At 59.3% G+C, this 24253-nt stretch carries 28 protein-coding genes, 1 tRNA gene and 1 pseudogene; 16 read left to right on the top strand and 14 right to left on the bottom strand.

Annotated features, from left to right (window positions below; all coding sequences use genetic code 11):
* Genes RTX98_RS06915 through RTX98_RS06895 form a run of 5 tightly spaced genes read left to right on the top strand, consistent with a single transcriptional unit; the run spans window position 1 to window position 6552 of the window.
* Complete coding sequence (locus RTX98_RS06915) at window positions 1-720, top strand: hypothetical protein (protein ID WP_312795543.1); 720 nt, start codon at window positions 1-3, stop codon at window positions 718-720.
* A complete protein-coding gene (locus RTX98_RS06910; protein ID WP_312795541.1) occupies window positions 720-1322 on the top strand; it encodes a hypothetical protein in 603 nt (200 codons plus the stop codon). The genes RTX98_RS06915 and RTX98_RS06910 overlap by 1 nt, the downstream gene beginning before the upstream one ends.
* A complete protein-coding gene (locus tag RTX98_RS06905) occupies window positions 1307-1765 on the top strand; it encodes a DUF6950 family protein (protein WP_312795539.1) in 459 nt (152 codons plus the stop codon). The genes RTX98_RS06910 and RTX98_RS06905 overlap by 16 nt, the downstream gene beginning before the upstream one ends.
* Entirely contained in the window at window positions 1762-3936 is a 2175-nt protein-coding gene (locus RTX98_RS06900; RefSeq protein ID WP_312795538.1) for a hypothetical protein, read from the top strand. The genes RTX98_RS06905 and RTX98_RS06900 overlap by 4 nt, the downstream gene beginning before the upstream one ends.
* A 12-nt stretch (window positions 3937-3948) precedes the next feature.
* Entirely contained in the window at window positions 3949-6552 is a 2604-nt protein-coding gene (locus tag RTX98_RS06895) for a metallophosphoesterase (protein WP_312795536.1), read from the top strand.
* Window positions 6553-6558: 6 nt separating this feature from the next.
* On the opposite strand, the gene RTX98_RS06890 is transcribed toward RTX98_RS06895, so the two are convergent.
* Window positions 6559-6780, bottom strand: a complete 222-nt coding sequence (locus RTX98_RS06890) for a hypothetical protein (RefSeq protein WP_312795534.1) — start codon at window positions 6778-6780, stop codon at window positions 6559-6561.
* A 142-nt stretch (window positions 6781-6922) separates the two neighbouring features.
* Here RTX98_RS06890 and RTX98_RS06885 point away from each other — a divergent pair, with 142 nt between their 5' ends.
* From RTX98_RS06885 to RTX98_RS06875, 3 genes are read left to right on the top strand one after another with little or no spacing between them, the layout of a single operon-like run.
* Window positions 6923-7873 carry a glycoside hydrolase family 19 protein gene (locus tag RTX98_RS06885; RefSeq protein ID WP_312795532.1) on the top strand — a complete coding sequence of 317 codons (951 nt, stop codon included), beginning with the start codon at window positions 6923-6925 and terminating at the stop codon, window positions 7871-7873.
* The gene (locus RTX98_RS06880) at window positions 7870-8307 is read left to right on the top strand and encodes a hypothetical protein (RefSeq protein ID WP_312795531.1); all 438 of its coding nucleotides are present in this window, start codon (window positions 7870-7872) and stop codon (window positions 8305-8307) included. Before RTX98_RS06885 ends, RTX98_RS06880 begins: the two co-directional genes overlap by 4 nt.
* A complete protein-coding gene (locus RTX98_RS06875) occupies window positions 8292-8591 on the top strand; it encodes a hypothetical protein (RefSeq protein ID WP_312795530.1) in 300 nt (99 codons plus the stop codon). The genes RTX98_RS06880 and RTX98_RS06875 overlap by 16 nt, the downstream gene beginning before the upstream one ends.
* A gap of 133 nt (window positions 8592-8724) precedes the next feature.
* On the opposite strand, the gene RTX98_RS06870 is transcribed toward RTX98_RS06875, so the two are convergent.
* Window positions 8725-8970 (bottom strand): hypothetical protein, encoded by a 246-nt coding sequence (locus RTX98_RS06870; RefSeq protein WP_312795529.1) that lies wholly within the window; start codon window positions 8968-8970, stop codon window positions 8725-8727.
* Between the two features lie 70 nt (window positions 8971-9040).
* Between RTX98_RS06870 and RTX98_RS06865 the strand changes: the two genes are divergently transcribed.
* Window positions 9041-9346: a succinoglycan biosynthesis protein exoi gene (locus RTX98_RS06865; RefSeq protein ID WP_416223073.1), complete on the top strand. Its 306-nt coding sequence runs from the start codon at window positions 9041-9043 to the stop codon at window positions 9344-9346.
* Between the two features lie 78 nt (window positions 9347-9424).
* Here RTX98_RS06865 and RTX98_RS06860 read toward each other — a convergent pair.
* Window positions 9425-9622: pseudogene (locus RTX98_RS06860) on the bottom strand (SOS response-associated peptidase family protein); the annotation flags it as partial.
* Window positions 9623-9854: 232 nt separating this feature from the next.
* Between RTX98_RS06860 and RTX98_RS06855 the strand changes: the two are divergent.
* The 3 genes from RTX98_RS06855 (at window position 9855) to RTX98_RS06845 (ending at window position 14625) form a co-directional block, all read left to right on the top strand.
* Window positions 9855-13808: an Ig-like domain-containing protein gene (locus RTX98_RS06855; protein WP_312795528.1), complete on the top strand. Its 3954-nt coding sequence runs from the start codon at window positions 9855-9857 to the stop codon at window positions 13806-13808.
* A gap of 238 nt (window positions 13809-14046) precedes the next feature.
* Entirely contained in the window at window positions 14047-14301 is a 255-nt protein-coding gene (locus RTX98_RS06850; protein WP_312795527.1) for a hypothetical protein, read from the top strand.
* Window positions 14302-14337: 36 nt separating this feature from the next.
* Window positions 14338-14625, top strand: a complete 288-nt coding sequence (locus RTX98_RS06845) for a hypothetical protein (protein ID WP_312795526.1) — start codon at window positions 14338-14340, stop codon at window positions 14623-14625.
* Between the two features lie 166 nt (window positions 14626-14791).
* On the opposite strand, the gene RTX98_RS06840 is transcribed toward RTX98_RS06845, so the two are convergent.
* The 6 genes from RTX98_RS06840 to RTX98_RS06815 form a co-directional block, all read right to left on the bottom strand.
* Entirely contained in the window at window positions 14792-15454 is a 663-nt protein-coding gene (locus tag RTX98_RS06840) for a DUF3800 domain-containing protein (RefSeq protein WP_312795524.1), read from the bottom strand.
* A 52-nt stretch (window positions 15455-15506) separates the two neighbouring features.
* On the bottom strand, window positions 15507-15707 hold the full coding sequence (locus RTX98_RS06835; RefSeq protein WP_312795523.1) for a hypothetical protein: 201 nt from the start codon (window positions 15705-15707) through the stop codon (window positions 15507-15509).
* Window positions 15704-16033, bottom strand: coding sequence for a hypothetical protein (locus tag RTX98_RS06830; protein ID WP_312795522.1), 330 nt, complete (start codon window positions 16031-16033; stop codon window positions 15704-15706). The genes RTX98_RS06835 and RTX98_RS06830 overlap by 4 nt, the downstream gene beginning before the upstream one ends.
* Complete coding sequence (locus tag RTX98_RS06825) at window positions 16030-16491, bottom strand: thermonuclease family protein (RefSeq protein ID WP_416223075.1); 462 nt, start codon at window positions 16489-16491, stop codon at window positions 16030-16032. The genes RTX98_RS06830 and RTX98_RS06825 overlap by 4 nt, the downstream gene beginning before the upstream one ends.
* A gap of 62 nt (window positions 16492-16553) precedes the next feature.
* On the bottom strand, window positions 16554-16805 hold the full coding sequence (locus RTX98_RS06820; protein ID WP_312795520.1) for a hypothetical protein: 252 nt from the start codon (window positions 16803-16805) through the stop codon (window positions 16554-16556).
* Between the two features lie 79 nt (window positions 16806-16884).
* Window positions 16885-17613: an SOS response-associated peptidase gene (locus tag RTX98_RS06815; RefSeq protein ID WP_312795518.1), complete on the bottom strand. Its 729-nt coding sequence runs from the start codon at window positions 17611-17613 to the stop codon at window positions 16885-16887.
* Between the two features lie 89 nt (window positions 17614-17702).
* Between RTX98_RS06815 and RTX98_RS06810 the strand changes: the two genes are divergently transcribed.
* Window positions 17703-18284, top strand: coding sequence for a hypothetical protein (locus tag RTX98_RS06810; protein WP_312795516.1), 582 nt, complete (start codon window positions 17703-17705; stop codon window positions 18282-18284).
* A gap of 67 nt (window positions 18285-18351) precedes the next feature.
* Here the strand turns inward: RTX98_RS06810 and RTX98_RS06805 are convergent, their stop codons facing one another.
* The gene (locus RTX98_RS06805; protein WP_312795514.1) at window positions 18352-19572 is read right to left on the bottom strand and encodes a hypothetical protein; all 1221 of its coding nucleotides are present in this window, start codon (window positions 19570-19572) and stop codon (window positions 18352-18354) included.
* An 86-nt stretch (window positions 19573-19658) separates the two neighbouring features.
* On the opposite strand from RTX98_RS06805, the gene RTX98_RS06800 reads away from it, so the two are divergent.
* Window positions 19659-20099 carry a helix-turn-helix domain-containing protein gene (locus RTX98_RS06800; RefSeq protein ID WP_312795512.1) on the top strand — a complete coding sequence of 147 codons (441 nt, stop codon included), beginning with the start codon at window positions 19659-19661 and terminating at the stop codon, window positions 20097-20099.
* Between the two features lie 719 nt (window positions 20100-20818).
* Here RTX98_RS06800 and RTX98_RS06795 read toward each other — a convergent pair.
* Window positions 20819-20903: transfer RNA gene (locus RTX98_RS06795), tRNA-Leu, on the bottom strand.
* Window positions 20904-21141: 238 nt separating this feature from the next.
* Here RTX98_RS06795 and RTX98_RS06790 point away from each other — a divergent pair.
* Window positions 21142-21666, top strand: coding sequence for a disulfide bond formation protein B (locus tag RTX98_RS06790; RefSeq protein ID WP_416223074.1), 525 nt, complete (start codon window positions 21142-21144; stop codon window positions 21664-21666).
* Between the two features lie 7 nt (window positions 21667-21673).
* Here the strand turns inward: RTX98_RS06790 and RTX98_RS06785 are convergent, their stop codons facing one another.
* Together RTX98_RS06785 and RTX98_RS06780 are read right to left on the bottom strand one after the other, a co-directional pair.
* Window positions 21674-22231 (bottom strand): HNH endonuclease, encoded by a 558-nt coding sequence (locus tag RTX98_RS06785; protein WP_189505244.1) that lies wholly within the window; start codon window positions 22229-22231, stop codon window positions 21674-21676.
* A gap of 144 nt (window positions 22232-22375) precedes the next feature.
* The gene (locus RTX98_RS06780; protein ID WP_312795504.1) at window positions 22376-23020 is read right to left on the bottom strand and encodes a DNA-3-methyladenine glycosylase; all 645 of its coding nucleotides are present in this window, start codon (window positions 23018-23020) and stop codon (window positions 22376-22378) included.
* 44 nt (window positions 23021-23064) lie between these two features.
* On the opposite strand from RTX98_RS06780, the gene gluQRS reads away from it, so the two are divergent.
* A complete protein-coding gene (gene gluQRS / locus RTX98_RS06775) occupies window positions 23065-23949 on the top strand; it encodes a tRNA glutamyl-Q(34) synthetase GluQRS (RefSeq protein ID WP_312795502.1) in 885 nt (294 codons plus the stop codon).
* Between the two features lie 25 nt (window positions 23950-23974).
* On the opposite strand, the gene RTX98_RS06770 is transcribed toward gluQRS, so the two are convergent.
* The coding region (locus RTX98_RS06770; protein WP_312795500.1) for a DUF4175 family protein at window positions 23975-24253 on the bottom strand (279 nt) is incomplete at its 5' end.

Genomic DNA, 24253 nt, shown 5'->3' with positions numbered 1-24253 from the left:
GTGTCACCCTACACAGACCTTCCGACCTTCGATCTGTCGATCTTGAGGCCGGGCAGCATGGTCGCGCCTGAAATGAAGGGCTCGGCGGTGACCGGCCCCCGCGACGGCAACGGGCAGAGTGTGGCAATCGAGTTCTCGGCCGGCGGCAGTTGGGCGTGGGCTTACGAAAACCTCGTCGTGCAGACGCAGGAACAGCATCAGTACGTTGAATGGGTCACGGCTCGCATGTCGGGCTCGTTTCGCTTCATGAACGTGCCGGTCATGTCGGAATGGCTATTGCCGCTGCCGAAGGTCAATGGCGTGCAACGGCTTCAGTATAGCGGCCTGTTCGATCCGGACGGCTCGATGATCGATGGTGCAACGGGGGAAAGAGCCTCCATCAGCGCCGCCTTTGTCGACGCGGCGCCCCTCAACGCAGGCCGCGTCCGTCTCCTTGTTCGTGGCGCCGTCGAGCCGATCCGACACACGCTCTGGTTCTCAGTTTACCATGCGCAGAAGGGTTGGCGCGCTTACAAGGCTTGGGACCTGAGCGGCGGCGCAAACGGGATCTATGATCTCGCCATTACCCCGCCGCTACGGCAGTCAGTTGCCGCAGGCGAGGCTGTCGAGCTGGTGCGGCCTCGCATGGTCGCTCGCTTCCCGGTTGGCTTCACCGCGCCTCGGAAGGTTGCGGGCTTCTGGCGCTCGACCCCTACCCTGCAATTCGAGGAAGCTGTTTGATGGCGGATTATGTGCCGGCCGCTGTGATCGAGGCCATGCGGGCCAGTCACCAGCTCGGTGTGTTCTTCCGCGTCGGCACCACGCCTGCGCTGAATTGGTGGATGGGCGTCGGCGACATCCCGGCCGGCATTGACGGGCTCGATCCTGCCGGCACGGTTTATTACGGCGGCGGCCGGTTGACCGACATTCCTGATCTGGAAGTGATGATCAACAATATCGCGGATACGCGCGAGTTCACGCTGTCGGGCATCGATCCGGAAACAGCTGGGCTGGCGATGGATTCTATCCCGCCTGTGCGCGGCGTCGACGTGACGGTCGCCTTCACGACGCTGGATGACTACTTCCAGCCGCTGACGAACCCGATCCCGATCTGGTCGGCCTCGGCCTCGCATGTCAGCGAAAGCTATCCGCCGGTTGTCGGTGACGCCGATCCGACTGCGAGCCTTGCCCTGGTGACAGAAGCCGGAAGCATGTCGCGCTCGCGTCCAGCGCAGATCCTTTGGTCATCCTCGCATCAGCAAGCGCGCTTTGCTGGTGATCGCGGTTGCGACAACACGGCCATGCTGGCGAGCGGAGTGGAACCGGAATGGCCGCGGTTCTAATCCATCCACGCGCGCGATCGGCGCTGCTTGCCTACCTAGATTGGGCCGGCAAGCAGCCCTGGGAGTGGGGCAAGCGCGACTGCACGCTGTTCGCGGCGGATTGGGCGCGTCATCTCGACGGCTACAAGCGCGACCCGGCTGCCGGCATTCGCGGCACTTATGATGATGCGGACAGCGGTGCCCAGATCATCGCGGCGCATGGCGGTATCGTTGCGCTGGGGCATCGCTTCCTGACGCCGCTTGGCTGGGAGGCGGTCGAGAACCCGGTTGATGGCGATATCGGCATTGTGGAAGCGCCGACCGCTGGCGGCATGAAGCTACTGCCAGCGCTGCGGTTCGGGCCGATGTGGTCGGTTCGCTCTGTGTTTGGTGTTCGCACCACGCGCTTGCCGCACGTCGCTGCTTGGCGGCTCGATCCTGTTCTTTGGTGGGGGTACGTGTGAGCCGTTTATCGCTTTCCCGCCGCCATTTCGGCAGCACGACGAGCTTTCACAGCGATGTCGTGCATGATCCGATCAGCGGGCTGATCATTGCCGGGCTGACGAAGGTTGGCTTCTCGACGGCTGCGGCCTCGATCATCGGTTCGCTGGCGGTGACAGCTGTTGTCGCCGGCATCCAGTACGCTATGACGCCGAAACCGCCGAAGCCGGAGAACGGTCGGCAACCTTTGCAGCAGGCCATTCCCAATGCGCGTTGGGCGGTCGGCCGCTGCCGGCAGGGCGGCGCTTACATGCTCTGGACTGCGAAAGGCTCCTATCTCTACGGCGTGCAGGCGCTGGTCGGGCATCGCTCGCGCAGCATCAACCGCTATTGGATCGGCGACGATGAAGTCGTGGTTGACGGGCAAGGCAAGGTTCTGCCGGGCTCCGATGGCCGCTATGGCAAGAGCGGCAAGCCGGTCATGGATCTGCACAGCCGCATCGGCAATGTGCCCGAAGTGCCTTACCCCTTCCTCGTCGAGGCTCTAGCTGCGAACGATGTCTGGACAGCGGCGCATCGGCTCGATGGCACCACGTCGCTCGCCTGGCAGGCGAAGTCGGTCGGCTCCGACGACTATCAAAAGACATACCCAGGCCAAAAGCCGGTTGTGTCGGCCGAAGGTGATTGGGCGCTGGTCTGGGACTTTCGCAACCCGGCGCAAGATCCGAACAACCCTGCGACATGGGGGTGGAGCGACAATAGCGTTCTGATCCTCGCCTGGCATCTTTGCTTCAACCCGTTTGGCGAGCGGAAGGATTATCGCCGCGCGATCCTGCCTGTGGTCGGGCAATGGTGGGAAGAGGCTGACGTCTGTGACGAGCTGGTCGCCTGTGCTGATGGCTCGACCGAACGCCGCTATACCTGCGCAGGCTGGGACACGACAGAGAACGGGCCGAAGGGCGGCACCAATGCCATTCTCGCCAGCTTCGACGGCTGGATGGCCGAGCGCGGCGACGGCGCGATCCTCGTTGTCGCCGGCAAGTTCCGCGAGAAGTATGTCACCACGCTGACCGATGCCGATATCACCGGCGCGCGGATCGAGAACGATGTGCTGCCCGACGAGGAAGTGAACCGGCTGACGCCGAAGTTCAACTATCCCGATACCGGCTACACAACGCAGGACGCCGACTTCTGGGAGGATGTCGATGCGCAAAACGCGATCGGCCGCATCATGCCCGACGAGGCGGATTATCGCTTCGTAACAAAGTGGCGCCAAGCCCGCCGGCTGTCATGGCGTGAGTTCCGGCGCGTGCGGCAAAAGCAACGCGGGCAGATCTATTCGGCCATCTCCGGCATCAACGCGGTGTGGAACCGCTGGGTGCGGCTGCAAGCGCCGAAGCGGCTGCCGCGTCTCAACAATGTCTTGGTGGAAAATCGCCGATCGCGGATCTCGATCCTGCAAGGCGGCTTCCAGATCGATTTCGTCCGGCACCCCGCTGACATCGACACATGGACGCCGGCAATGGAAGGCAAGAAACCGCCTGTTCCGCTGAAGCCGACCGATGGGGCGGCGAGCGTGCCGAATGTCGTCAGCGTCGTTCCCGTGCCGCAGAACGGGTCTGTGACGCTGCGGGCGACCATCGCCGATCCCGGCCGCGACGATCTCGGTGCTGTACTGCTGTGGCGGCTAAAGGATCAGGGCGGCGGCGTTCCCGGTGCCTGGGTCGAGCAAGTCGTTCCCAGCATCGCCAAGGGCGGCAATGTCGTCATTCAGTCCGGCCCGGTGCCGCCCGACACGATGCTGCAAGTGCAGGTCATGTATCGCTACCCAAGCGGCATCCGCAGCGATCCCAAGCCTGATGTGCCGATCGAGGTCGCCACGACAGCGGATGTTCTGCCGCCGGGCAAGGTCACCAACCTAAAAGCGCAGTCGCAGGACACCAAAGTCTATCTGTCCTTCAATGCACCAAACAGCGGCAACTATCGGTCTGCCACGATCTATCGCGGCTCTACGGATGTCGAAGCCAATGCGGTGCTTCGCGGCACTGTTTACGGCCCGCCTTCGGGCGAAGCCAAGTTCGAGGACACTGCCGGCAACGGCACATGGTTCTATTTCGTGCGCTCTCGCAATGCGTCCGACCTTGAGTCCGACAGCGCGAGCGTCAGCGTCAAAGTCACCCTCAACGATAACTAGCAGGTAACAGCTATGGCTTTGGAAGAAATTGCCTCCACGGGCGATACGCAGGCGCTTGCCAAAACGAATGCCGTCATCCGGGCGGCGAAGGAACTGACGGTTTCCGTTGACGGGCTTTATCCGGGTTCGCAGGAGCGTCCCGGCGATACGCCCGTTCTGTTTACGTCTGTCTTGACAGGCTCGGGCAAAGGAACAGCGCCGATCCAAACCGGCGAGCTTGTGCCCGGACCCGATGGCATGGTGCTTCGTGTTGCTGCGAGTGGCCCTGATCCAGTCGTGGTCGCTTCCCGCACCGATCAGGCTTGCGAGCCTGGCGTCGCCTACATGGCGCGCGCTGCCGTTCGCCGGAACAAGAACAGCAGCGATCCCCTGGGTGATGCAGTCCAGTTCGGCATCGCTTGCCTGAACGCAAACAAGCAGAAGGTTTCCGAGCGCATTTTCTTCGAAGGTCCTGTCGCGGTCGCTGATGGCCTGGTGTCTCGTCAGGTCACCTTCAGCCGCGATCAGGCCGCAGAACTGACGCTGTCGGAAACGACGCGTTATGTGCGGGCCTTCGTGCGCATCTTCGGCGGCGACGGCATCACGGATGTTTCGGTGGTTGGTGCCTGGGAAACCAATGGGCTACCCGGTCCGCAAGGCAATACGGGTGATCTGACGCCGGCGGCGCAGGCCGCTGCGAATGAGATCAAGGACAATACGGGCATCGTTGAGCGCAGCACGGCTGCTGCCCAGATGGCGAGGGCAAGCGCCGAGACTGCCAGCAGCGCGGCTTTCGGCAACGCTGATGTCTATGCCAGCGCTGCCCTTGGTCTCGCCGGTACGGCCAACGGCCAGCAGTTTCAGATCGCGATCGGCGACGATGTCGTTCGCTACAAGAACAATGCCGGGGTCGCGGTGGAGCTTTTGCGTCTTCCGTCCGCTGCCGCCGCGCTGAAAGGGCGCGTGCGCGCCTCGATCGCTTCTTCGGTGGCAGGGCATCGGGCGGGATATTTCCTTGCCGGCAAGTTCGATGACATGCCGTTGCCCTATAGCCTGGTTGGCGAAGAGCGACTGCTGAAGTCCTATACCGGCGCAATTTGCCGACTTGTTCGGAATACTGACTTCGTTGAACAAGACTTCTATGCCCGTGCAGATGGCAAGATCGACAAGGCTGCTGTTTCCCGTTGGGCGCAAGGCGCCAACGTGTTCGTCGTTGCGCGGTATGATCAGACCGGGCAAGGGCGCCATTGGGTGGCGGCGAACTCCGGCGAAGCTCCGCGCCACTTCCTCACCAACGGCGACGTTCGACCCGGCTATTATGCCGACTCTCCAAACCGCCGTATGACCATCCCCGGATCGGCTTCGCTCGCCAATGGCTCAAAGGGTTTCACGGTGGGTGCGGCGGCGATCGGCGGTGTGGCGCAGGGTTCCGACCGCGCATTGTTCATCATTCCGAGGACGGCCAGTTACGAGCCGCGTTTCGCCTTGTCATGGGGCACTACCGGCCGCTTCAAGGTCGACGCAACCCAGATGGGGGCGGTGTCGGCCAGCGTATCCGGTGCGGCTAACACCAACTGGCACGGCCTGGTTGGTCGCGTCGACTGGCTGACCGGCAAGCTCGATATCGTTGAAGACGGCGTGAGGACTTATTCCGACACGACACTGCCGACCGGCGCCCTCACAAGCAACGCCGGCGCGGATCTGACCTTCATGGCGTCAACCGTGGTGACGCGGCACTTCGTGGGTCAATGCACCGCGATCGCCGTTTATGACCGCGCTCTGAGCGACGCCGAAGAGTTGATGCTCGGCGAAATCATGGAAGCCTGCATCCCGAACAAGTTCTCGCGCTTCCTCGGCCGCTTCGCCTTCGCGACCGATATCCACTATGCCGATCAGGACACGAGCGGCACGCGGCCCTATCGCCAGAGCCTTGCGAAGATGACGGATGCTGTGGCGACGTGGAACAGCCTCGATCCGGCGCCTTCCTTCGTGATGATCAATGGCGACATCACGGATCAGGGTGTCAGCGCCGCGCAAAGCCAGACCGATTTCGCAGCGATCGATGCGGTAGTCAGGACTTTTGCCGGCCGCGTCTATTACAACCAGGGCAACCACGAGTTCTACAAGCTGACGCCGGCGCAGATGACCGCGCTGACCGGCATGCCTGCACAGGGCTATTTCGGCTTCAATGCCTTCGGCGTCCGCTTCCTGGTTCTGAATTCTACTTACCGATCGGTCGCAGATGGAGATCAGTTCAGCGCCGGCAACTTCGACTACACCAAAGCCTTTATCAACACGTCGCAGCTCCGATGGCTGGAAGATGAGCTTACAACGGCCATGCCGGTCGTCATCTTCTGTCACAACCGCATCGATGGCGCGGCTTCGACTACGTATGATGTCGAAAACGGCAGTGATGTTCGGAGTGTCATTTGGAAATCGCGTTCCAACATTCTCGGCGTCGTGACCGGTCACGAGCACAAGAACACCATTGTCTCCCAGGACGGCACGACCTTCTACGGCATGATGGCTATGGTCGAAGGCGAAAAGAGCGCGGGCAAGAACGCGTTTTCGCACTTCGACGTCTATGACAATCGGCTGAAGGTGGTCGGGTATGGGCAGCAGGAAAGCTATGGGTGAAGGCGTTTAATGGGCTTGTAACAGGCTCATCCTTGCCCGCTCTTCCTGTGGCGTCATGCGCCGATACTCTCGCCAGCCCTTGTGGGTTCTCGCCATGAGCGGCCCGTCTGAAACTTCGCCCGTGATCAAGGTCACCTTCGAGATCAGGTCGACAGGCGTCCATTCGTGATCTTCATCAAGGCCTAGCACGATCATAACCAGGTGGTTGATTGCTGCTGCCAAATTCATCGCCGGCAATCCCGTTTGCACGCCTGTGTGACCTAAGCGCCTTCCATGTCACGCGGATGACTGCGGGCATTCCTTCTGCCTTCCAGGGCATGCCTTGCCGCTGATTGTGGCGGCGAAAACTTCGTAAAATTGGAGAACGATCATGGACCGACGCGTCTTCTACGCGGGCGTGCGAGAGAAGCTTGGCGCCTTGAAACAGGATCAAGTCGACGGCTTCGAGCGCTACCTTGATGAGGGTGAGCGCCGCGGCACCCCGCTGGATCGGCTGGCATACATCATCGCCACCGTCTTCTGGGAAACGGCGCGCACCATGCAGCCGGTCAAAGAAGCGTTCTGGAAGAACGAAGCCTGGCGTCAGGCCAATCTGCGGTACTTCCCTTGGTACGGTCGCGGCGACGTGCAGCTGACCTGGGAAGAGAATTACCGCAAGGCCGGCACCGCGATCGGCGAGGACCTGATCAAGAACCCGGACGCTGCCCTTCTGCCTGCCAACGCGGTCAAGATAGCGTTCGAGGGCATGGAAAAGGGATGGTTCACTGGCAAGAGCCTATCGGACTATCTCGATGGCGTGGATGAAAGCGACGACGAGGATCTGCGCGAGTTCGCTAACGCCCGTCGCGTCGTCAACGGCACCGACAAACAGATTGAAATTGGCAAGCTCGCGCTGGTGTTCGAACACGGGCTGCGCGATGCCGGTTACAGCGGCATGCCGAGCCGCAATCCGATCGTGCTTCCGGAGTCGATCATTCTGCCTGAGGCTGCGCCCCTGCCCTCGCCAGCGCCGGCGCCAATCGGGCACAATGGCGGACCCGTCTTGGAGCCGGCAGCGCCGTCCAAGCCGCTGACGCCGATCGAGCAGATGAACAAGCCCGTGCAGGGTGCCAAGGCGGGCGCGGCGTCTGCTAGCGTCGGCGGCGCGATCGTACTGCTTGCGTCGTCGGCCGGCTGGCTTCCCCAGGCATGGCAAAGCGGCGAGGCGGCGATTGCGCTCGGGCTTGTCGCCGGAACCTTGTCGACGGCCATTGGCAACTTCATCGGCGCTTATCTGGCGCATGATCTGCGGTTCATGCCGAAGAAGGCGGATACGGCATGATCATCTTCGGCAAGATCCGCGAGCACTTCCCCGTTCGCAGGCTGGAATGGGGATGTGCCGGCATCCTCATGTGCCTTGGGCTGCGCCTCCTCGATCCGGCTGACACCTTCGCACAACCGGCCTTCTCTGAGCTGGCTGCGCGTGCCTCGGAAGGCACATGGGGAGCGGTGCTGTTCTGGGTCGGCCTCTTGCGGTTGCTGGTGCTTTACCGAAACGGCGCCTGGAAGCCCTCGCCCGAACTGCGCGGCGCCTTTGCCATTTTCGGCGGCGTGATCTTCATCGCCCTCGCTTATGGCTTTGAGGCCGCCGGCGTGGCCTCAACTGGCAGCATCACTTACGCATTCCTCGCGCTTGGCGAGGGTTCGAACATCTGGACGGCAGCACAAGACGCTCGCGTCCCATTTCGTGAGCGCGCCAAGTGGAAAGCCTCCTAGCTGAACTGCCCGAGTGGGCACGCAACCTGTTCTATATCGTTCTCGCTGTCGGCGGCGGGGTCATGTTCATCTACGGCAGGAACCGGCCGGCACCCTCTGCGTCGCTGGCTCCCGGCGTCGCAGCGATTGGGATGGAGCTTGGAAACAAGGAACAGGTTGAGCGGCTGATCGCAGCGGTCAACCGCATCGGTGACATCCTCGCCGATAAGAAGCAGCACGAGATGGATGACAAGCTGGACGAGCTGCTGGAGAAGATGAGCCACTTGCCGGATCAGCGCCGATAACGCTCAAATGTCTTGCACATTACAAGAGACAAACCGACCCCTTCACCTAGCATAGGCAAGCTAATTTCTGAACGAAGAAAAACCCCGCCATTCGAAATGGCGAGGTTCTTTCAATCAAACTCTTGCGAGCAGATTATGCCACGAAGTTCGAGGCAGTATTCAGATCGGACAGGGATACGCCAGTCAACTGGATCAGCGTGTCACCAGCATCAAGTCCTTCTGCAACGCCCGTCTCGCCGTACACATAGGTGTTGCCACCAAACTCGAAGGTCGAGAAGTCGTTCAGAGCAGTCACGCTCGCTACCGCAGTCACAGCATCAAACAGCGTCGCATTGTCAGCAAGCGCATCGATAGCACCGTTGACAGTGTTCTGAAGCACACGTTTTGTTTGTTAAAAGTCTAGGCAACCATTGAAGGCGTTCTTCAAACCGCATGCGTATGATCTGCTCATGCGAAGCAAGAAGCAGTCTAGCAAGCCGTTCGTGACTTGGCCTGTGGCCGGGCTGCTTGTGGCCGCGGCCGGCGGAGGCGCCATTGCCTCACACGTTCATGAGCACGGCCTGATCTCGACAGCGGTCCAGCGCATGGACTGCAAGGTCAAGGGCAACGTCAGCATCGAGACCGGCGAGCGCATCTTCCATGTGCCCGGCCAGAAGTACTACCAGCAGACTATGATCAATCCGTCATACGGCGAGCGCTGGTTCTGCAGTGAGGCTGAGGCGCGTGCCGCTGGTTGGCGGAAGTCGAAGAGCTGAGTTCCCTTACCGGTAGCAAACTGGGCTCCTTCCACCAGGTCGATTGTAAGCGCTCCTGCCTCCGCATCTACGCCCGTTCCGCATCCAGACTTCGATCTCCTCGGCATTCGTCAGGATCACTGGCATGACTTTGGGATGGATCGGTGCGAAGACGCTGTGCGGCTCGGTAGTGAGAAACGCAAACATGTCCCCGGTGACTTCGCTCTCCTTGGTGCGGCGTACGCCCGTCCAGGATATCCAGATACCAGCGAACACGAACAGCGGCTTGCTTTCGTTGGGACCTGTATAAACTAGCCGCATTAAGGCGATAGGCGAAACTGCCCTCGGCGTTTCTGGGCTGCCACGAGCTACAGCCCGCCTCACAGGACGACGAACATCAGCCACCCATTCACTCGCAAGCCACGAAGCGGAAGCTTACAGTTGTACCGAATTATTCCATCAACCAAAGGTTGCTTTTGATCCGGTTCTAGAGAAAGAGATTGTTCTACAAGGCGGGGGAAATGATGCGATGCCAACTCTAAGCGGCACTGTCTCCAATCAGGCTGTATACGACACGGCGAACATTCTGCCATTTACGAGCGTTGTTGTCGAAGATCCGGATAACAGTGCGTCGGTAAGTGTGACTATCGCACTCGATTCAGCCGCTAAAGGGATGTTTACGGCCTCTTCCTTGGCAGCCTCTGGCTTTTCAACGATTGATGGCGGTCTGACGTATACTCATGCGTCTAGATCTCCAGCGGCCATTCAGGCGGCTATAAGGGCCTTGGTATATAACCCCAGCGACAATCGCGTTGCACCGGGTTCAACGGAAACAACGACCTTTACGATCAGCCTCAACGATGGCGCCGTGACGAATACCAACAACACCACCACTGTAATCGCGACTTCGGTCAATGACGCTCCGACATTTAACAGTTCGAACTCACCCATAAATGTCAATCAGAATGGGTTGGCGGTCGACGTTAGAAGCCTGCTGCACGTAAGTGATATCGATGTCGGACAGACGCTCACATGGTCGCCGTCCAGCGCTCCCACACACGGAACCTTGTCCTTCAGCGGAGCGACGGGAAGCAGTGGTGGCAGCGATATCACACCAGGCGGATCTATAACTTACACGCCGGCTGCTGGTTTCGCCGGCACTGATACCTTCGCCGTTCAGGTTAGCGACGGCGGCATTACAACCATGCGCACTTTCACCGTCAACGTTGCCCCCTCGAAGCCAGGTGCGCCTGATCTTTCTGCTGCTTCTGACACCGGCATCTCTAGCACCGACAATCTCACCGCTGCTAGCAATCTGACCCTCAGTGGCACTACCGCGGCTGGTGACAGTAGCAGCACGGTCAATGTGTTCGTTGATAGAAACGGCAACGGCGTCTACGACGCAGGCTCAGACGTCAGCCGCACGGCAACGGTCAACAATGGCGCCTGGAACGTGAGCAACCTTGACGTGTCAGGCCTCAACGATGGCAGCTACAATGTCTACTCTCAGGTCACCTCAAGCGTTGGAGATTTAACAAGTCCCCGAAGCGATGGTCTTCAATTCACACTTGACCGCACCCCCCCTGTTCTGGCGATTACCAGCAGCCGTTCGACGCTCAAGGCGGGAGAGACAGCCACCATCACCTTCACCTTCAGCGAGGATCCTGGCTCAGGTTTCACTTGGAATGGCAGCGCTGGCGACGTGAATGTCAGCGGAGGTATACTGGATGCCATGTCCAGCTCCGGCACGATCCGCACTGCCACCTTCACGCCCAATGCCAACACCAACAACGGAACAGCCAGCATCACCGTTGCTGCCGGCTCCTACACCGATGTAGCAGGCAACCCCGGCGGTGCCGGCGCGACGCCATCTCTGACTTTCGACACATTGGCGCCAGCTGTGTCGTCAATCACTCGGGTTGGAACCGCTCTAACAAGTGCCACGAGTGTCCAGTACACAGTCACCTTCGACAGCAATGTCTCCGGTGTTGACATAAACGATTTCCAACTGTCGAGGACCGGCACTACCGAGGGAGACATTGTTTCAGTCAGCGGCAGCGGCTCTAGCTATACTGTTACAGTAAGGAACATTGGCGGCGAGGGGACGCTGCGCCTGGATCTGAAGGGCCTCGGTACCGGCATCACCGATGCCGGTGGAAATTCAACAGCCGGGTTCGAGAGTGGGCAGGTCTACACATTTGACCACACCGCGCCGACTACGACCTTCAGCAACATCACTCTTTCCGCCGACAGCGGCATCAGTTCAACTGACTTCATTACCAACGTTGCTTCACAAACCATCAGCGCGACCCTTAGCTCTGCCATAGCTGCAGGTGACAGAGTTTTCGGCTCACTCGATGGCGGTGCTTCATGGACAGACATCACGTCCCGCGTAAGCGGAACCTCGCTAGGATGGTCAGGCGTTATGCTGGCTTCCAGTGGGACAATTCAGCTTCGCGTGGAAGATCAGCTCGGTAACGTCGGCGCAGCCACATCAAAGTCCTACGAAGTCGATCAGACTGCCCCCACGGTGTCAGTAAGCACGGCTCATTTTAGCAATGATACCAACGGCGACTTCATCTTCAATTCGCCCAGTGAAACGCTGTCGGGAACGCTAACTACGGCCTTAGCTGCTGATGAGCACGTCGAAATATCTCTAGATAACGGGTCCAGCTGGTTATTCGCTAACGCAACTGTTGGTGCGAATGGATGGTCGGCTGCGGGCGTGCATCTTAGCGGCAATGGTACAATACAGGTACGCGTTGTAGATGCGGCCGGCAACGCTGGAACAGCATTTACTCGTGCATACGTGTTGGACACTGATGCTCCCACAGCCGGTACGCCATTGCGAGCCAACATGGTGGATCCGACCGGAAGTAGCTTCACCATTGACGTGACGTATGCCGATTCTGTCGCAGGCATCGACTCATCCACCATTGGAACGGACAATCTCAGCGTAACCGGACCTGACGGTGCTGCACTCAGCATTACGGGGTACTCTGTCAGCGGAGATATGGTTACCTACACCGTCGCTGCACCGGGGGGCTCGTGGGATCCCCTTGATGCTGGCAACTACACTGTAGCCATCAATGCTTCAGTCAAAGATAATGCTGGGAACGCGGTTGCTTCTGATGCATCGGCCCACACGTTCTCCGTCAGCGTCAACAGTGCACCAATTCTAGGCGGGGCGTTTGCCGCACCTGTCATAAACGATCGCGCTACTACAACTCCTTTTGCTGGTGTCACCCTCACTGAGGCTGATGGAGATGCGATCACCCTTAGCATTTCCTATGTATCTGCAAACGGGACACTCAGCGGCCACTCAGCCCTCGGAGGCTCCGCCGGCAACTACACCCTGAGCGGGAGCGCTGCGGCGGTACAGGCGGCACTCCGTGCCCTTGTTTTTACGCCCACCGAAAACCAAAGCAGCGGCGCGCCGATTGCAACGACCTTTACGCTTTCGGCAAGCGATGGGACAGCTTCGGCCTCCAACAGCGCGACGGTTGTTACTGCTTCACCAGTGGCTCCGACAGCCACTATCGCGTTGTCCGACCTCTCGCTCACATCGGGTGAGACTGCGGTTCTGACAATTACCTTCAGCGAGATGGTAACCGGTCTCACAGCGGGTGACGTGACCATGCCCGGCGGGACGCTCGGTGCGTTCACCAGCTCGGACGATCGGATTTGGACCACCGAGTTTACACCAACCGACAATCAGGTTTTGGCGTCGCAAATTGTCTTGCTCGACCTCACCGGAATTGCAGATGTGGGAGGAATGCAGGGCGTCGGCTTACTCACAGGCCCGAGCTACACGATCAACACCGTACGTCCGAGCAACCCTCAGCCGCAGCCGGACCCTACCCCAGTCAGCGGCGACCCGGTGGAACGCAACGTGTTCGAAGACGCTCCCGGACCGCAACGCTTCATCGGCGGAAATGACCTTGATCGTGTCGTCTTCTCCTTGCCGAAATCATCTTACCAGATCGAGGTCGGCTCAGACGGCCTGCCAATCAGCGTCATCAGCTCAAGCGGAAAAGACAGCCTGGAAGGCATCGAACGACTTCAGTTTGTCGATACGATCCTCGCATTCGATGAACCTGCGAGGCAAATCTACCGTCTTTATGAAGCAGCCTTCGATCGCGACCCTGATTTGGCGGGACTTTCGTTCTGGGTTGGAATGAGAGATGAAGGTGAACGCGACCTGATCGCAACAGCTAAGGACTTCCTCTTTTCGGAAGAGTTCACGGCACGGTTCGGCAACGTGCAGCAGATGTCCAATGCTGACTTGGTGGATCTGCTCTACCAGAACGTGCTTGACCGCGATGGTGAAGCGGCCGGTGTTGCTTACTGGCAGAGCATGCTGGAACAAGGTATGTCTCGCGAGCACGCTTTGGTGCTGTTTTCTGAGAGCTTGGAAAACCATCAGAGTGTCGACGTGGAAATCGTTGGCGGTGTTCGTTTGGATATGTCACTGGCTGCCTAATCGGCCTGCCACATTCAGGGAGCTGCCATGAGTGCACCTTGGCGGCTCTCAGTTGCTCTACCTTGCTAGTCCGGCTGCCACTGACGACGCAGGACCGTTGTCAAAGTAAGAACTAGGCCGAAGCCATTCCTTGAGCAAATGCCTGCAACCTGTGGATTTCGAGGTTCGTACAACTTTAGTCGAACTGTTAGTTGTTTGCTGTACGATCTAAGTATGACCTCCTTCAAGGGAGGTCATTATGAAGGCGGTTAAGCAGGCTCTCGGTCTGCGCAAAGAGTTCTTCAAAGATATTTTGAGATTACTGCAAACTGCTCGGTCCATGTCTGCTTATGCTGGGGAGGAGGATTTGCTTACCGCAATAGACATGGCACGAGGAGAGGCAGCAAAGGCGGCTAACCGTTCTTACAGCCAGATGGATAAGTATGAGCAGATCGGGATCGGCAAGATAGCTGGTGCGATCGCAGGGACGCGGAAGAAGCCGCGTCGGAGGTGACCGAGCCGCCCTTGGCGGCGATAAAGGAGAGGAAGAATGTCAACAAAGCCAGACAAGGCAACAGTTCGGGTTGAGATCGTAGAGTCGATCGTCAGCGCACTAGACGCGGCAGAAAACGTGGCTGCTTACATCGAGGAAGATGAGGTCATGGAGGCGATAGCTGAAGCTTTGCAGAATGCGCATGCCGTCAGGGATGATCCAAAGAGACACACCGAAGAAATCGAGCTGGCTGTGTCTCAGGTCCAGGCCGCCTTAGCGAAGGCCCAGGCAAGACTTGGCGCGCAACGTTCTAGCTCGGCAGGCACAGAAGAGCCCGCCGGATGAGCGAGGCTTGCGTGTGAATTGCGGGTGTCCACAGCCTCATAAACTTGACAATCAGATTTTCATGGGAATTGGAGTCAAGTCGCGCTATATGAGTGTTGCTCGCGACCGATGATAAGAGCCCCTGGGCGCTTCTGTGAGGATAGTCGGACTATCGCGGGCACCACTCTTAGTAGTGGTACTTCGTGCCATATCTCCAAAGATCGAACTCATATTCGATATAGGGGGCGATTCGATCATAGGCTTCGGTCTGTCCGCGCTCCCACTTTCTTTGAATTGCCCAGGTGCAGTAGTCCACGATCTGCAGGCATGGGTCTGCTTCGCTCTTTGGGAAAAAGGTTTTCCAGCGGTCCCGCGCCAGATGCTGGCTTACGACATCGTTTACAGCACTTGTGTAAACGGCCTGCCCCTTCTTCGTGCCTATCGACGCTGTGGTGATTAGCAGTTCATCGCCCTTCGGTAGAAGCGGAAGCAGCGCGTTCTTGAAGTGGTAAAACCAGCCGTATTGAAAGAAGCGCTCCTGCGTAGGGCGGATGCGGGGAAGGGCCTTCCTCTTTTCCATGATCGTGGCCTGAATGCGAAATTTGTAGTCGCCCCCTAAAATGAGATCGTATACCCGCTCGCGAACAACCGTTTTGTCAGTAGTTGCATGGAAATAAGACGCTACGGGCAAGCCCTCCCAAGCAAGCTTCCGGCGGAGATCGAGTAGGTCGTTTCCGATCGTACAGTCGTCGACTGTCATGGTGCAGACGATGAAATACTTGCTGATGTTCGGACCGGTACGGAACTCGAAATCTCCGGCCTCATCCGCAAAGAGAAAACGAAGCGTCATCCTTCGCCCCCTAAAACCTCGTCCTTGATCCCGATCAGGTTCGCAAACTCCATCACGCTTGTCCGAGGGTTGGCGTGTCCTCTTCAAGGCCATAGTCGACGATCAAGCCTTGGTTCTCTGCCCAATCGCTGATGATCGCCGCGATCGCTTCCTCTTCGGTCATGCCCATCTCGGCAGCGGTCTGCTCCACTACGCGCGCCATATCCTCGTTGAGCGTTACGACCTTCACGCGTGATGTGCTTGGACGTTTCATCGCGCCTGCCTGGATGCTCGTTCATCAAGAAGCCGCTGTCCGATCGCGATGATCTCGGCCGCATTCGTCAGCCGCTCCGCGATCTCCTCCGGTTTGAAGGCGAACACCAGCCTCGCCATCTCACGCAGCTCTGTCACCACGTCCAAGGGATCATCGCTGTTGTCATTGGCTGGCACCGGGCCGAGGATGCTGGTCTGCTCGCGAAGGTCACGGATCGTGTTGGCCGCGCGCTGCATCAAGCCGGCGCGCTCGTCCTTCGTCAGAAGGTTTATGTCACTTGCTGATTTCTTCAATTCAGAAACGAACGCGGAAAGCTGTTGCGTCATCGCGAACGACGCGCCTGTCTTGCTTCCCATGGGACGGTAAAGTCGCCCTGCCAGACACCGGCACGAGCTTGCTTCGCTGCCGCTTGTTCGGATGCGTAGGCGCCCTTGCTGTAGCGAGGCCAGTCCAGTGCATACCCGTTCTTCACCAGCCATGAAGCTACCGACGCACCGTCGGCACGGAAGCATTTGCCAACCATGCGCTCGCGGTTCCAGTTCACGAACTCGCACCGCGTCGGCCGGGACTTAGCAAGCCAAGCGTCCAGAGCAGAAGCCGCCTCCGAGCCGCACCGGTAATCCCGTCCGCCAACGTCCTTGCACCGCTGCCAACTTTCGGGAGCGTCGATGCCATGGAAGCGAACGCGCACCGTTCCGATGTCAATCGTATCGCCATCGACAACAGAGGCGCGGCCGACGATAGGATCTGCGGCGGACGCGGGATTCGAAACCGTCATAACCATGGCGCCAAGGGCGATGCGGACAAATTGACGGCTGATCGTCCGTATTCTGGGAAGTGGCATGCTTACTCCATATCCGGCACGGCGCCGGCCGTGAAGAGCACCGTCGGCTCGCCATACTCCCCAAGTGCCACATCAGCCACGCGCGACCAGGCAATGACGCCTGCGTGCTTGTCGGCGAGACCCTTAGCAATTCGAACCGCCCTTTCCTCGCTCTGCTGATCGATAGGGCCGAACACAGTCTGCAGCTCGCCTTCGTCGTCGCGGTCGAATGCCGTAACGACAATCAGTTTTGGAAGCTTGGCTTCAGATGACATGCTGATCCTCAATCGTGATGACCACGGTGTTCATGATGGTGCACCGGCTGGCAGCCGGCGAGGCGCGGTGGTGATCCAATCAGGCGATATCTGCCGTGGGACCAAGCACGATCTGGAGCCTATCGTCAGCCAGCGGCCGTTGCAGAGCTTTGGCTTCGCTCCATGGCGCGCGCATCCACACCTCAATCTCCTCAGCGTTCGTGAGGATCACCGGCATAGCCTTCGGATGGATTGGCGCGACGACGCTGTTTGGCTCTGTCGTGAGGAAGGCAAAGATGTTGGTGGTGATCTCGCCTTCCTTAGCGCGGCGCACTCCGGTCCACGGAGTCCAGATCCCGGCGAAAACGAATAAGGGCTCGCTTTCATCGATAGCAAACCAATGCAGGGGCTTCTTGTTGGTGACCGGATCGGGCATCGGTCCGTATTCGGAGAAGGATGTCGCCGGCACCAGGCAGCGGCTTTCCGGGTCAAGCCATCGCTTCCAGTGCGCCGATGACAGGTTGCGGACATTGGTGGTGCCCGCGTCCGGCTCCATCTTCAGCAAAGCCGCGAAATCGACATCCTTGCCCTTGCCGCGGAGCTTGTCAGCGCGCTTGCTTGCAGCGTCCATGAGCGCCTTCTGTGAAGACGGCATGCCCCAGCGGGCACGGACAAGCTCGCGTTCACCGTCGGTGCCGGTTCGCACGATCGGCGCCGGATAGTCGGGAAACACTTTCCCAGGTTCGAGATTGCCGACGTCGGCACGCATCGCCCGCGTGAATTCGAGAATGGCCGGCGGGCCTTTGGTGATGCTGTAGAGGTTGCACATGAGCGGATGGTGCCCGAGCTGTCACAGCTTGGCAACAAGTGCAGAAACCGTCTTGCCGACTCGGAAACATGTTCCTAGTTCGTTCTGCTATGACGCAGGCGATCGACACCCTCGGCAAAGCTCTCCGGCACCAGATGGTGCTGCGAGTGGAGTGCACGAGCTGCCGCCGCCAGCGGTACTACCAGACGGCCAGCCTCGCCAACATCTACGGCGCCGGACGCGATCCGCTCAGGCTCCAGATCGCCTGCGAAGAATGCGTGCCGCCGCCACAGAAGCTTATGTTGCTGGAGTCCGGTTCTCTAGACCCCGCTCTGTCGGTGTTGCACCACAACGGAAAAGGATGGGTTGCTCGACCGATCCGGCCAGTGAAGACCCTGCGAGACGCCTGGCAAGCCTACGACACCCATTTCATCTACTGCGAGACGTACGGCTGTGGGCACTCGATCGCTGTCGACTATGCGAAGACCGCGGCTGTGTTGGGATGGAATTTCCCCATTGACGGCAGGAGCCTCCTTCCTCACTTCTTCTGCACCAAGTGCCGCAATCAAGGCCGGACGGGCAAGAAGCTCGCGATCCACGCTCACCCGGATCATCGCCCGGTCGGCTATCGCGACGGACTACCAGAGCTTTGGCTGCGACACCCTCAGTCAAAACTGCCGCCAAAACGCTGACCATCTCGGCTACCAGCTGCAAGACCGAGCAAGCGTTTTAAGAAGTCGGCTCATCGAGCCCGGTTAACTAGTACCACCTGCGCAAGCTAAAATCTCGGTCGTCCGCATCTCCGAAAATCTCCTCATCTTCAAACCTCAACTCGAGGCCTTCAGCGGAAAGTTCCTCTTCTCTGGACAAGACGTATCGCTCAGCAAACTGCATAAAGGCAGCGACGCGCGTACCAGATGAGCCGATTTGCTTCTGCAGCGTGCTTAGCAACTGCTTCAGTCGATCAAGTTCATGCAGGTCCTCCAAGATGCTATTTAGCGCTTCGGAGCGTCGTTTGGTGACATACTCCAGCCGCGCCGCCTCTTCCTTCTCCTGCTGATCTTTCTTTCGGCGCCTCTCCGTTTCCTGAGCTTTCTCTTGTTTATCCTTCTTCGCTGCAGCTAGGACGGCTAGGCCAACGGCAATCTCCGGCGCCATGGTCTCCAGTCTCTGCGTTTTGGCGTCCCGAAAAGTTCGCCTAGGTGCTGCCCCTTCGCGGACGTAGACATGTTCAAGTTCGAAAGAGAGAACGCCGCTTGGGTGATAATCCCACTTTTGAAAGACTGGCCTGCCAAGCACATACGACCAATCGCCTTTCTTTCTTGCCTTCTCAAGTTTGGCTTGCCAGGCATCATCCTTTGCCTGTTCAGCTTCAGTTAGAACGTGATCTTCTCGCTTAACTTCCTCATTGATAGAGAAGCTGACAGTTGCATCTACACCTAAAAAGTGCACCGGCTTCGCCGTTTCGTTCAGTTTGAAACCCTGCTGAGCCGCCGCTGCAACGATGCGGGGTAGAGCCTCGTGCAAACGGTCTATAGAGGCGGGAGCAACAGCGCAGCTTATCAACCCCTTGCCACTGCATGTCACAAGGCCGCTTTCCTCGGGTTTGCCCTGCCGCAGTCTCGTGATGGTAGCATCTACGACTGGATCTGAAAGTCCTGCTGCCGCTTCGCTAGCCTGAGATGCTAAGATGCGTGCTTGTTCGCGCGCCGCTGCAATCAGGGGCGTAGTGCGTTGATTGTCAGCTCCAACAATTACGATTGTGTCGGAACTGCTCTGGCCGGGAGCAAGCGGGGTTTGCACAACAGGCTTTCCGGCAGCTTTCTTCGCCCACCAACCCAGCGGAGGATTGGGGATATCATTCTTCTTACAGATCTTATGAAGCGCAACGTCGGAGATCAGGAACTCTTTGGAAAGCTGTGTCATCGGCTTCGACCAAACAAGCTCGTAAAACTCCTTACGGGAGAAAGTTCGGGCCATGTCTTTGTTCTAAGCCTGGGTTCGTGACTGGAAGAAGCATCTAAGCGTTGGGTGAAAAGTACACCTCGCCGATGAGAGGAAGCAACATGAGCTATGATCGTGATGTGTTCCCGTATGCGCCGCTCGGCCTTTCCCGTGATGAAGCAGCCCGCTATGTCGGGGTAGACGTTCCGTTGTTCATGCAGCTCGTGTCCGCCGGACGAATGCCGCTGCCAAAACGTCTCGGCGATCGCGACATTTGGAGCAGGATCGAGCTAGAGGCGGCGTTCATACGCCTTCCCGAAGGTGTTACGGATCAAACGAGCCGAACGCTTGGTCAAGGCAGTTCCAACGGAATGGCCGAAAAGGATCGGCCGCACGTCTACTCTCCAGCTAAGCTCGCGGAACGGTGGGGCTGTTCGGTGGGACATGTCCATAAACTCATTGAGTCGGGCCAGGTCACAGCGTTCCGCGTCGGTAAGCTGGTTCGTGTCCTTACAGAGAACGTCGAGAAATTTGAGGATTGGCGTCGTAAGCAGATGCCTTAACCTGTCGATCTAGAAGCTGAGGATGCGGCGAAGCCCCTGCGTAAGAAAGCTGCTCCGAGGCTTCCATATCGGAAATAGGCTATCGGCGTAGCGTCGTCATTACCTGCTCGCTTCTGGCTATCGGCGGTCCTTCAACCAGTTAGCCAAAACATCCTCTGGCGATTTCGGCCTTGCCATATCTGCCTCTACGTTCCTCATGAAAACGATTTCGCCTGTCGGGCACAACTTCACTGACAGGCCGGTTTCAGAAGCCGCCCGCGCGGCATCCATTATCTCAGACTTGCTGAACATCCGTTTCCTCGTCATTCGCTCTATTTCCCTGTTGCGGATGATGCTGCAAGGAAGCGCTTAAGCGGAACCTTACCTTTTCGAGAATGATGACCAGAACCGCCCTCATATCACAGGCAGATCTCCGTCGGATGGCGATCATAGCGAAGGAACAAGGCGTTTGCATTGAAGTAGAAATGCAAGGCCGGATCGTTCGGGTCAGCCCGGATGTGCCAGAAAAGGTTGCGCCTGAACGACGACCGCCAGTCAGACTTTGACCGGACACCCGCATATCAGCCGCTGCTGGCCTTCGGGCTGGTGGCGGCTTTTAGCGTTTGTGGCTGTGGATAATCGCCTTTAGGCCAACAAACATCCTGGGTGGACAGAATGGCGGGTGACGGACGGACGAATTTCCTTAACCCACTGTTTCTACTGTATAAATCGGGGAAAAGTGGTGCGGGTGGTCGGAATCGAACCGACACTCCTTGCGGAACCGGATTTTGAGTCCGGCGCGTCTACCAGTTCCACCACACCCGCACGGTGCAGATTCCCGAGGCGACAAGCGGCTTGGGAAAGGCCGCGTTCCTATACGACGGCTTTTTGAGAAAAGCCAGATCATCCAGAGCCTGCAAGCACGAGAAAATATCACCGACTCCTGCAAACGGTGATGATTGTTGACGCGCTGTCCATGCGGCAGATCATTGCCGGGCCTGAACTTTGCGCCTAATCGGGTGCGAACGAGCAGGCGGCTGTGTCAGTCCGCCCAACAGGCAGGATGATCATGGCGCTGAACGATCCGGTTGGACACACCCAGAAGACGCTCTCCGTTGTGGGTCTTTTGGGCATGGCGGTGACGGTCGGCAGTGCCGTCGGCTTTCAGGTGATCGGTGGCTACATCCCCTGCAAGCTCTGCTACGAGCAGCGCATTCCCTATTATATCGGCCTGCCGATCATGGCGCTCGCCGTGATCCTGTCGTTCCGGCGCGGTCCGGCTTTGGTGACACGGCTGCTGATCCTTGCGGGCGCGCTGTTGATGATCTGGGCGCTGTATCTCGGCGTCTACCATTCCGGCGTGGAATGGGGATGGTGGGCCGGCCCGACCGATTGCGGCGTGGCTGTGGATGCGACATCCGGCACGTCGGGCGGCGTTCTGGATTCGCTGAATTCCGTCATCCCGCCATCTTGCGACAAGGCCGCGCTGCGGGTGCTCGGCCTGTCCTTCGCCGGCTGGCAGGCTGTTTGCGCCGCGATCCTGGCCATCATCATGCTGCGCGGCGCATTCGCCCGCAGCCGCGCTTGAAGCCAGCTCAAGGCTCCAGTTCGACATCCCAGTAAAGGTAATCCATCCAGCTTTCGTGCAGATAGTTGGGTGGAAACAGCCGGCCGTTGTTATGGAGGTCGTGCACGGTTGGCGCAAACGGCTTTTGTTGCGGAAACATCTTTGCCTCCGCCGCCATCATGCCGCCCTTCCTCAAGTTGCAGGGAGAACAGGCCGCGACGATGTTTTCCCAGGTCGTCGTGCCGCCGCAACGGCGCGGGATGACGTGATCAAAGGTCAGATCGTCATGCGTGCCGCAATATTGGCACTGGAAGCGATCGCGCAGGAACACGTTGAAGCGCGTAAAAGCGGGATGGCGCGACGGCTTCACATAGCTCTTGAGGCACACCACGCTGGGCAGCCGCATCGAGAAGGATGGCGAGGAGACTTCGTGGTCATATTCGGCAACGATGTTCACCCGATCGAGGAACACCGCCTTGATCGCATCCTGCCAAGACCAGAGCGAGAGAGGGTAATAGCTCAGAGGCCGATAATCGGCATTGAGCACCAGCGCTGGCAACCCGTCCGGGGAAACCGCGATCGTCACTAACGCACCTCCCTTTGGGAAAAGCTGTCGATTGACCACGATAGTGTAAGCCCGATGTGACAGGGCTGTGAAGCGGGAAAAAACCGGGAAAAGCCGGAAAAATTCGGATGCTTTCGCCGGTTTTCGGGCGGGAACTTCCGGTTTTCACCCCAAAGGAAGCGCATCCCGCCGACGAATCACCGCGTAATAGGCCCAGAACAATCGCGCCGCGACGGAGCGATGGGGCGACCACAGGTCCGCTATTCTTGAGAGCGCCTTGGCGGATGGCCGCGGCTCGATGTTCAGCGCCTGCCCCACCGCCGTTTGCAGCGTGACATCATGCGCGGGAAAGATGTCGGGATGGCCGGCGCAGAACATCAGATAAACTTCCGCCGTCCATGGACCGATTCCCGATACGGCAGTCAGGTCCGCGATCGCCGCTTCCGCCGGTCGCTCCCGCATCGTGTCGAGCTGGACGCGACCGTCCAGGCAGGCTTGCGCCAGTGCCAGCAAGGTTCGCTGCTTGGCGCGCGACTGGCCGGCTTCGCGAAACACGCTTTCGGGTGCTGCCAGCAGGGTTTTAGGCGTCAGCGGATCGACCAATGCCAGGAAGCGGGCAAAGATCGCATCGGCGCTGGCGCGCGACACTTGTTGCGAGGTGATGATGCCGGCCAGGCTGGCGAAACCGGGCGGCACGAGCCGCAGTGGAATGTCGCCGGCTGCCGCGCGAATAGGCGCCAGACGCGGATCGGCGGCGACCAGTGCGTTCAGATCCTCGGTGACATGCTCCAGCGTTTCGATGTGGCGCATCAGCCAGCCTTTTCTTCTCGGGCGAGGCAGCTTAGCAATCGGCCATGCCGCCTGCCAGCCGCCCCACCTTCCGCTTTGCACCAAGCCCGACCGGGCGGCTGCATCTCGGCCACGCCTTATCCGCGATCCTGAATGCAGAAGAGGCGCGGGAGGTTGCCGGACGCTTTCTGCTGCGCATTGAAAACACGGACCTCACCCGCTGCACGCCAGAGAATGAGGCCGGCATTTATGACGATCTCCTTTGGCTCGGCTTGCGGTGGGAAGAGCCGGTGCGGCGGCAGTCCGAGCACTTCGCCGATTACGGACGCGCGTTGGAGCGTCTGAAGGCGATGGGGCTGATCTATCCGGCCTTTCTCAGCCGCGGGGAGGTTCGGTGGTTGATTGCGGAGGCCGAGGCAGCAGGTGAGCCGTGGCCGCGTGATCCAGATGGGGTTCCGCTCTATCCGGGCGACGAGCGGCAAATGCCGGAGGCAGACCGCCAGGCGCGCATGAACAGTGGCGAGCCTTTCGCCTGGCGGCTGGACATGCAGGCGGCACTGGAGCAGGTTGGCCGGCCCTTGTTCTGGACGGAAAACAGCGAAGGCCCTTCAAGCGAAACCGGGCAAGTTGCGGCTGATCCTGCTGCGTGGGGTGATGTAGTGCTAGCGCGAAAAGAGTTTCCGGCGAGCTACACGCTTGCTGTGGTGGTGGACGATGCCTTGCAGGGGATCACCCATGTCGTGCGCGGGCGCGACCTGTTCCATGCCACATCAGTGCACCGCTTATTGCAGGTGCTGCTTGGCCTGCCCGAACCGACCTACCATCATCACCGGCTGGTGCTGGATGACGAGGGGCGCAAGCTTTCCAAAAGCGCCGGCAGTCCGTCGCTGGCCGATCTGCGCGCCACTGGTAAGACACCGCAGGACGTGCGGACAATGCTCGGCCTTTAACGAAGGTCGAGCAGGCGCTTGTCTTTTAGCGAAGATCGAGCAGGCGCTCGAGATAATCGCGTTCGAGCTGCGGGCTGAGCGCATTGCCGAGGCGGCGGCGGATTTCGTCGAGGATCTGGCGCGCACGCTGGGCGTCGATGACATCGGGCACCTCGACCGAATTGCCGAAGTCCGGACCGGTGGTGGCGCGTGGGCGGCCCAATGGATCGCGATCGGCGCTGCGCTGACGCCCGCCCGGCTGTCCCTGTCCGTCTTGCCCTTCCTGGCCCTGCTGCGCTTGCTGCATCTGCTGCATCATGTCCTG

The organism is Tianweitania sp., from assembly GCF_032053605.1.
In the GTDB taxonomy this organism is placed as follows: domain Bacteria; phylum Pseudomonadota; class Alphaproteobacteria; order Rhizobiales; family Rhizobiaceae; genus Tianweitania.
This window is presented reverse-complemented; position numbering and strand designations above follow the sequence as displayed.

What these genes read in the sequence shown, in the direction of transcription:
- RTX98_RS06850 (WP_312795527.1), top strand. Translation starts at nt 14,047, where the DNA reads ATGAAGGCGGTTAAGCAGGCTCTCGGTCTGCGCAAAGAGTTCTTCAAA.
- RTX98_RS06830 (WP_312795522.1), bottom strand. Translation starts at nt 16,033, where the DNA reads ATGACGCAACAGCTTTCCGCGTTCGTTTCTGAATTGAAGAAATCAGCA.
- RTX98_RS06895 (WP_312795536.1), top strand. Translation starts at nt 3,949, where the DNA reads ATGGCTTTGGAAGAAATTGCCTCCACGGGCGATACGCAGGCGCTTGCC.
- RTX98_RS06810 (WP_312795516.1), top strand. Translation starts at nt 17,703, where the DNA reads ATGACGCAGGCGATCGACACCCTCGGCAAAGCTCTCCGGCACCAGATG.
- RTX98_RS06835 (WP_312795523.1), bottom strand. Translation starts at nt 15,707, where the DNA reads ATGAAACGTCCAAGCACATCACGCGTGAAGGTCGTAACGCTCAACGAG.
- RTX98_RS06890 (WP_312795534.1), bottom strand. Translation starts at nt 6,780, where the DNA reads ATGAATTTGGCAGCAGCAATCAACCACCTGGTTATGATCGTGCTAGGC.
- RTX98_RS06790 (WP_416223074.1), top strand. Translation starts at nt 21,142, where the DNA reads ATGATCATGGCGCTGAACGATCCGGTTGGACACACCCAGAAGACGCTC.
- RTX98_RS06820 (WP_312795520.1), bottom strand. Translation starts at nt 16,805, where the DNA reads ATGTCATCTGAAGCCAAGCTTCCAAAACTGATTGTCGTTACGGCATTC.
- RTX98_RS06845 (WP_312795526.1), top strand. Translation starts at nt 14,338, where the DNA reads ATGTCAACAAAGCCAGACAAGGCAACAGTTCGGGTTGAGATCGTAGAG.
- RTX98_RS06780 (WP_312795504.1), bottom strand. Translation starts at nt 23,020, where the DNA reads ATGCGCCACATCGAAACGCTGGAGCATGTCACCGAGGATCTGAACGCA.
- RTX98_RS06885 (WP_312795532.1), top strand. Translation starts at nt 6,923, where the DNA reads ATGGACCGACGCGTCTTCTACGCGGGCGTGCGAGAGAAGCTTGGCGCC.
- RTX98_RS06880 (WP_312795531.1), top strand. Translation starts at nt 7,870, where the DNA reads ATGATCATCTTCGGCAAGATCCGCGAGCACTTCCCCGTTCGCAGGCTG.
- RTX98_RS06805 (WP_312795514.1), bottom strand. Translation starts at nt 19,572, where the DNA reads ATGGCCCGAACTTTCTCCCGTAAGGAGTTTTACGAGCTTGTTTGGTCG.
- RTX98_RS06800 (WP_312795512.1), top strand. Translation starts at nt 19,659, where the DNA reads ATGAGCTATGATCGTGATGTGTTCCCGTATGCGCCGCTCGGCCTTTCC.
- RTX98_RS06910 (WP_312795541.1), top strand. Translation starts at nt 720, where the DNA reads ATGGCGGATTATGTGCCGGCCGCTGTGATCGAGGCCATGCGGGCCAGT.
- RTX98_RS06825 (WP_416223075.1), bottom strand. Translation starts at nt 16,491, where the DNA reads ATGGTTATGACGGTTTCGAATCCCGCGTCCGCCGCAGATCCTATCGTC.
- gluQRS (WP_312795502.1), top strand. Translation starts at nt 23,065, where the DNA reads ATGCCGCCTGCCAGCCGCCCCACCTTCCGCTTTGCACCAAGCCCGACC.
- RTX98_RS06855 (WP_312795528.1), top strand. Translation starts at nt 9,855, where the DNA reads ATGCCAACTCTAAGCGGCACTGTCTCCAATCAGGCTGTATACGACACG.
- RTX98_RS06815 (WP_312795518.1), bottom strand. Translation starts at nt 17,613, where the DNA reads ATGTGCAACCTCTACAGCATCACCAAAGGCCCGCCGGCCATTCTCGAA.
- RTX98_RS06840 (WP_312795524.1), bottom strand. Translation starts at nt 15,454, where the DNA reads ATGACGCTTCGTTTTCTCTTTGCGGATGAGGCCGGAGATTTCGAGTTC.
- RTX98_RS06905 (WP_312795539.1), top strand. Translation starts at nt 1,307, where the DNA reads ATGGCCGCGGTTCTAATCCATCCACGCGCGCGATCGGCGCTGCTTGCC.
- RTX98_RS06865 (WP_416223073.1), top strand. Translation starts at nt 9,041, where the DNA reads ATGCGAAGCAAGAAGCAGTCTAGCAAGCCGTTCGTGACTTGGCCTGTG.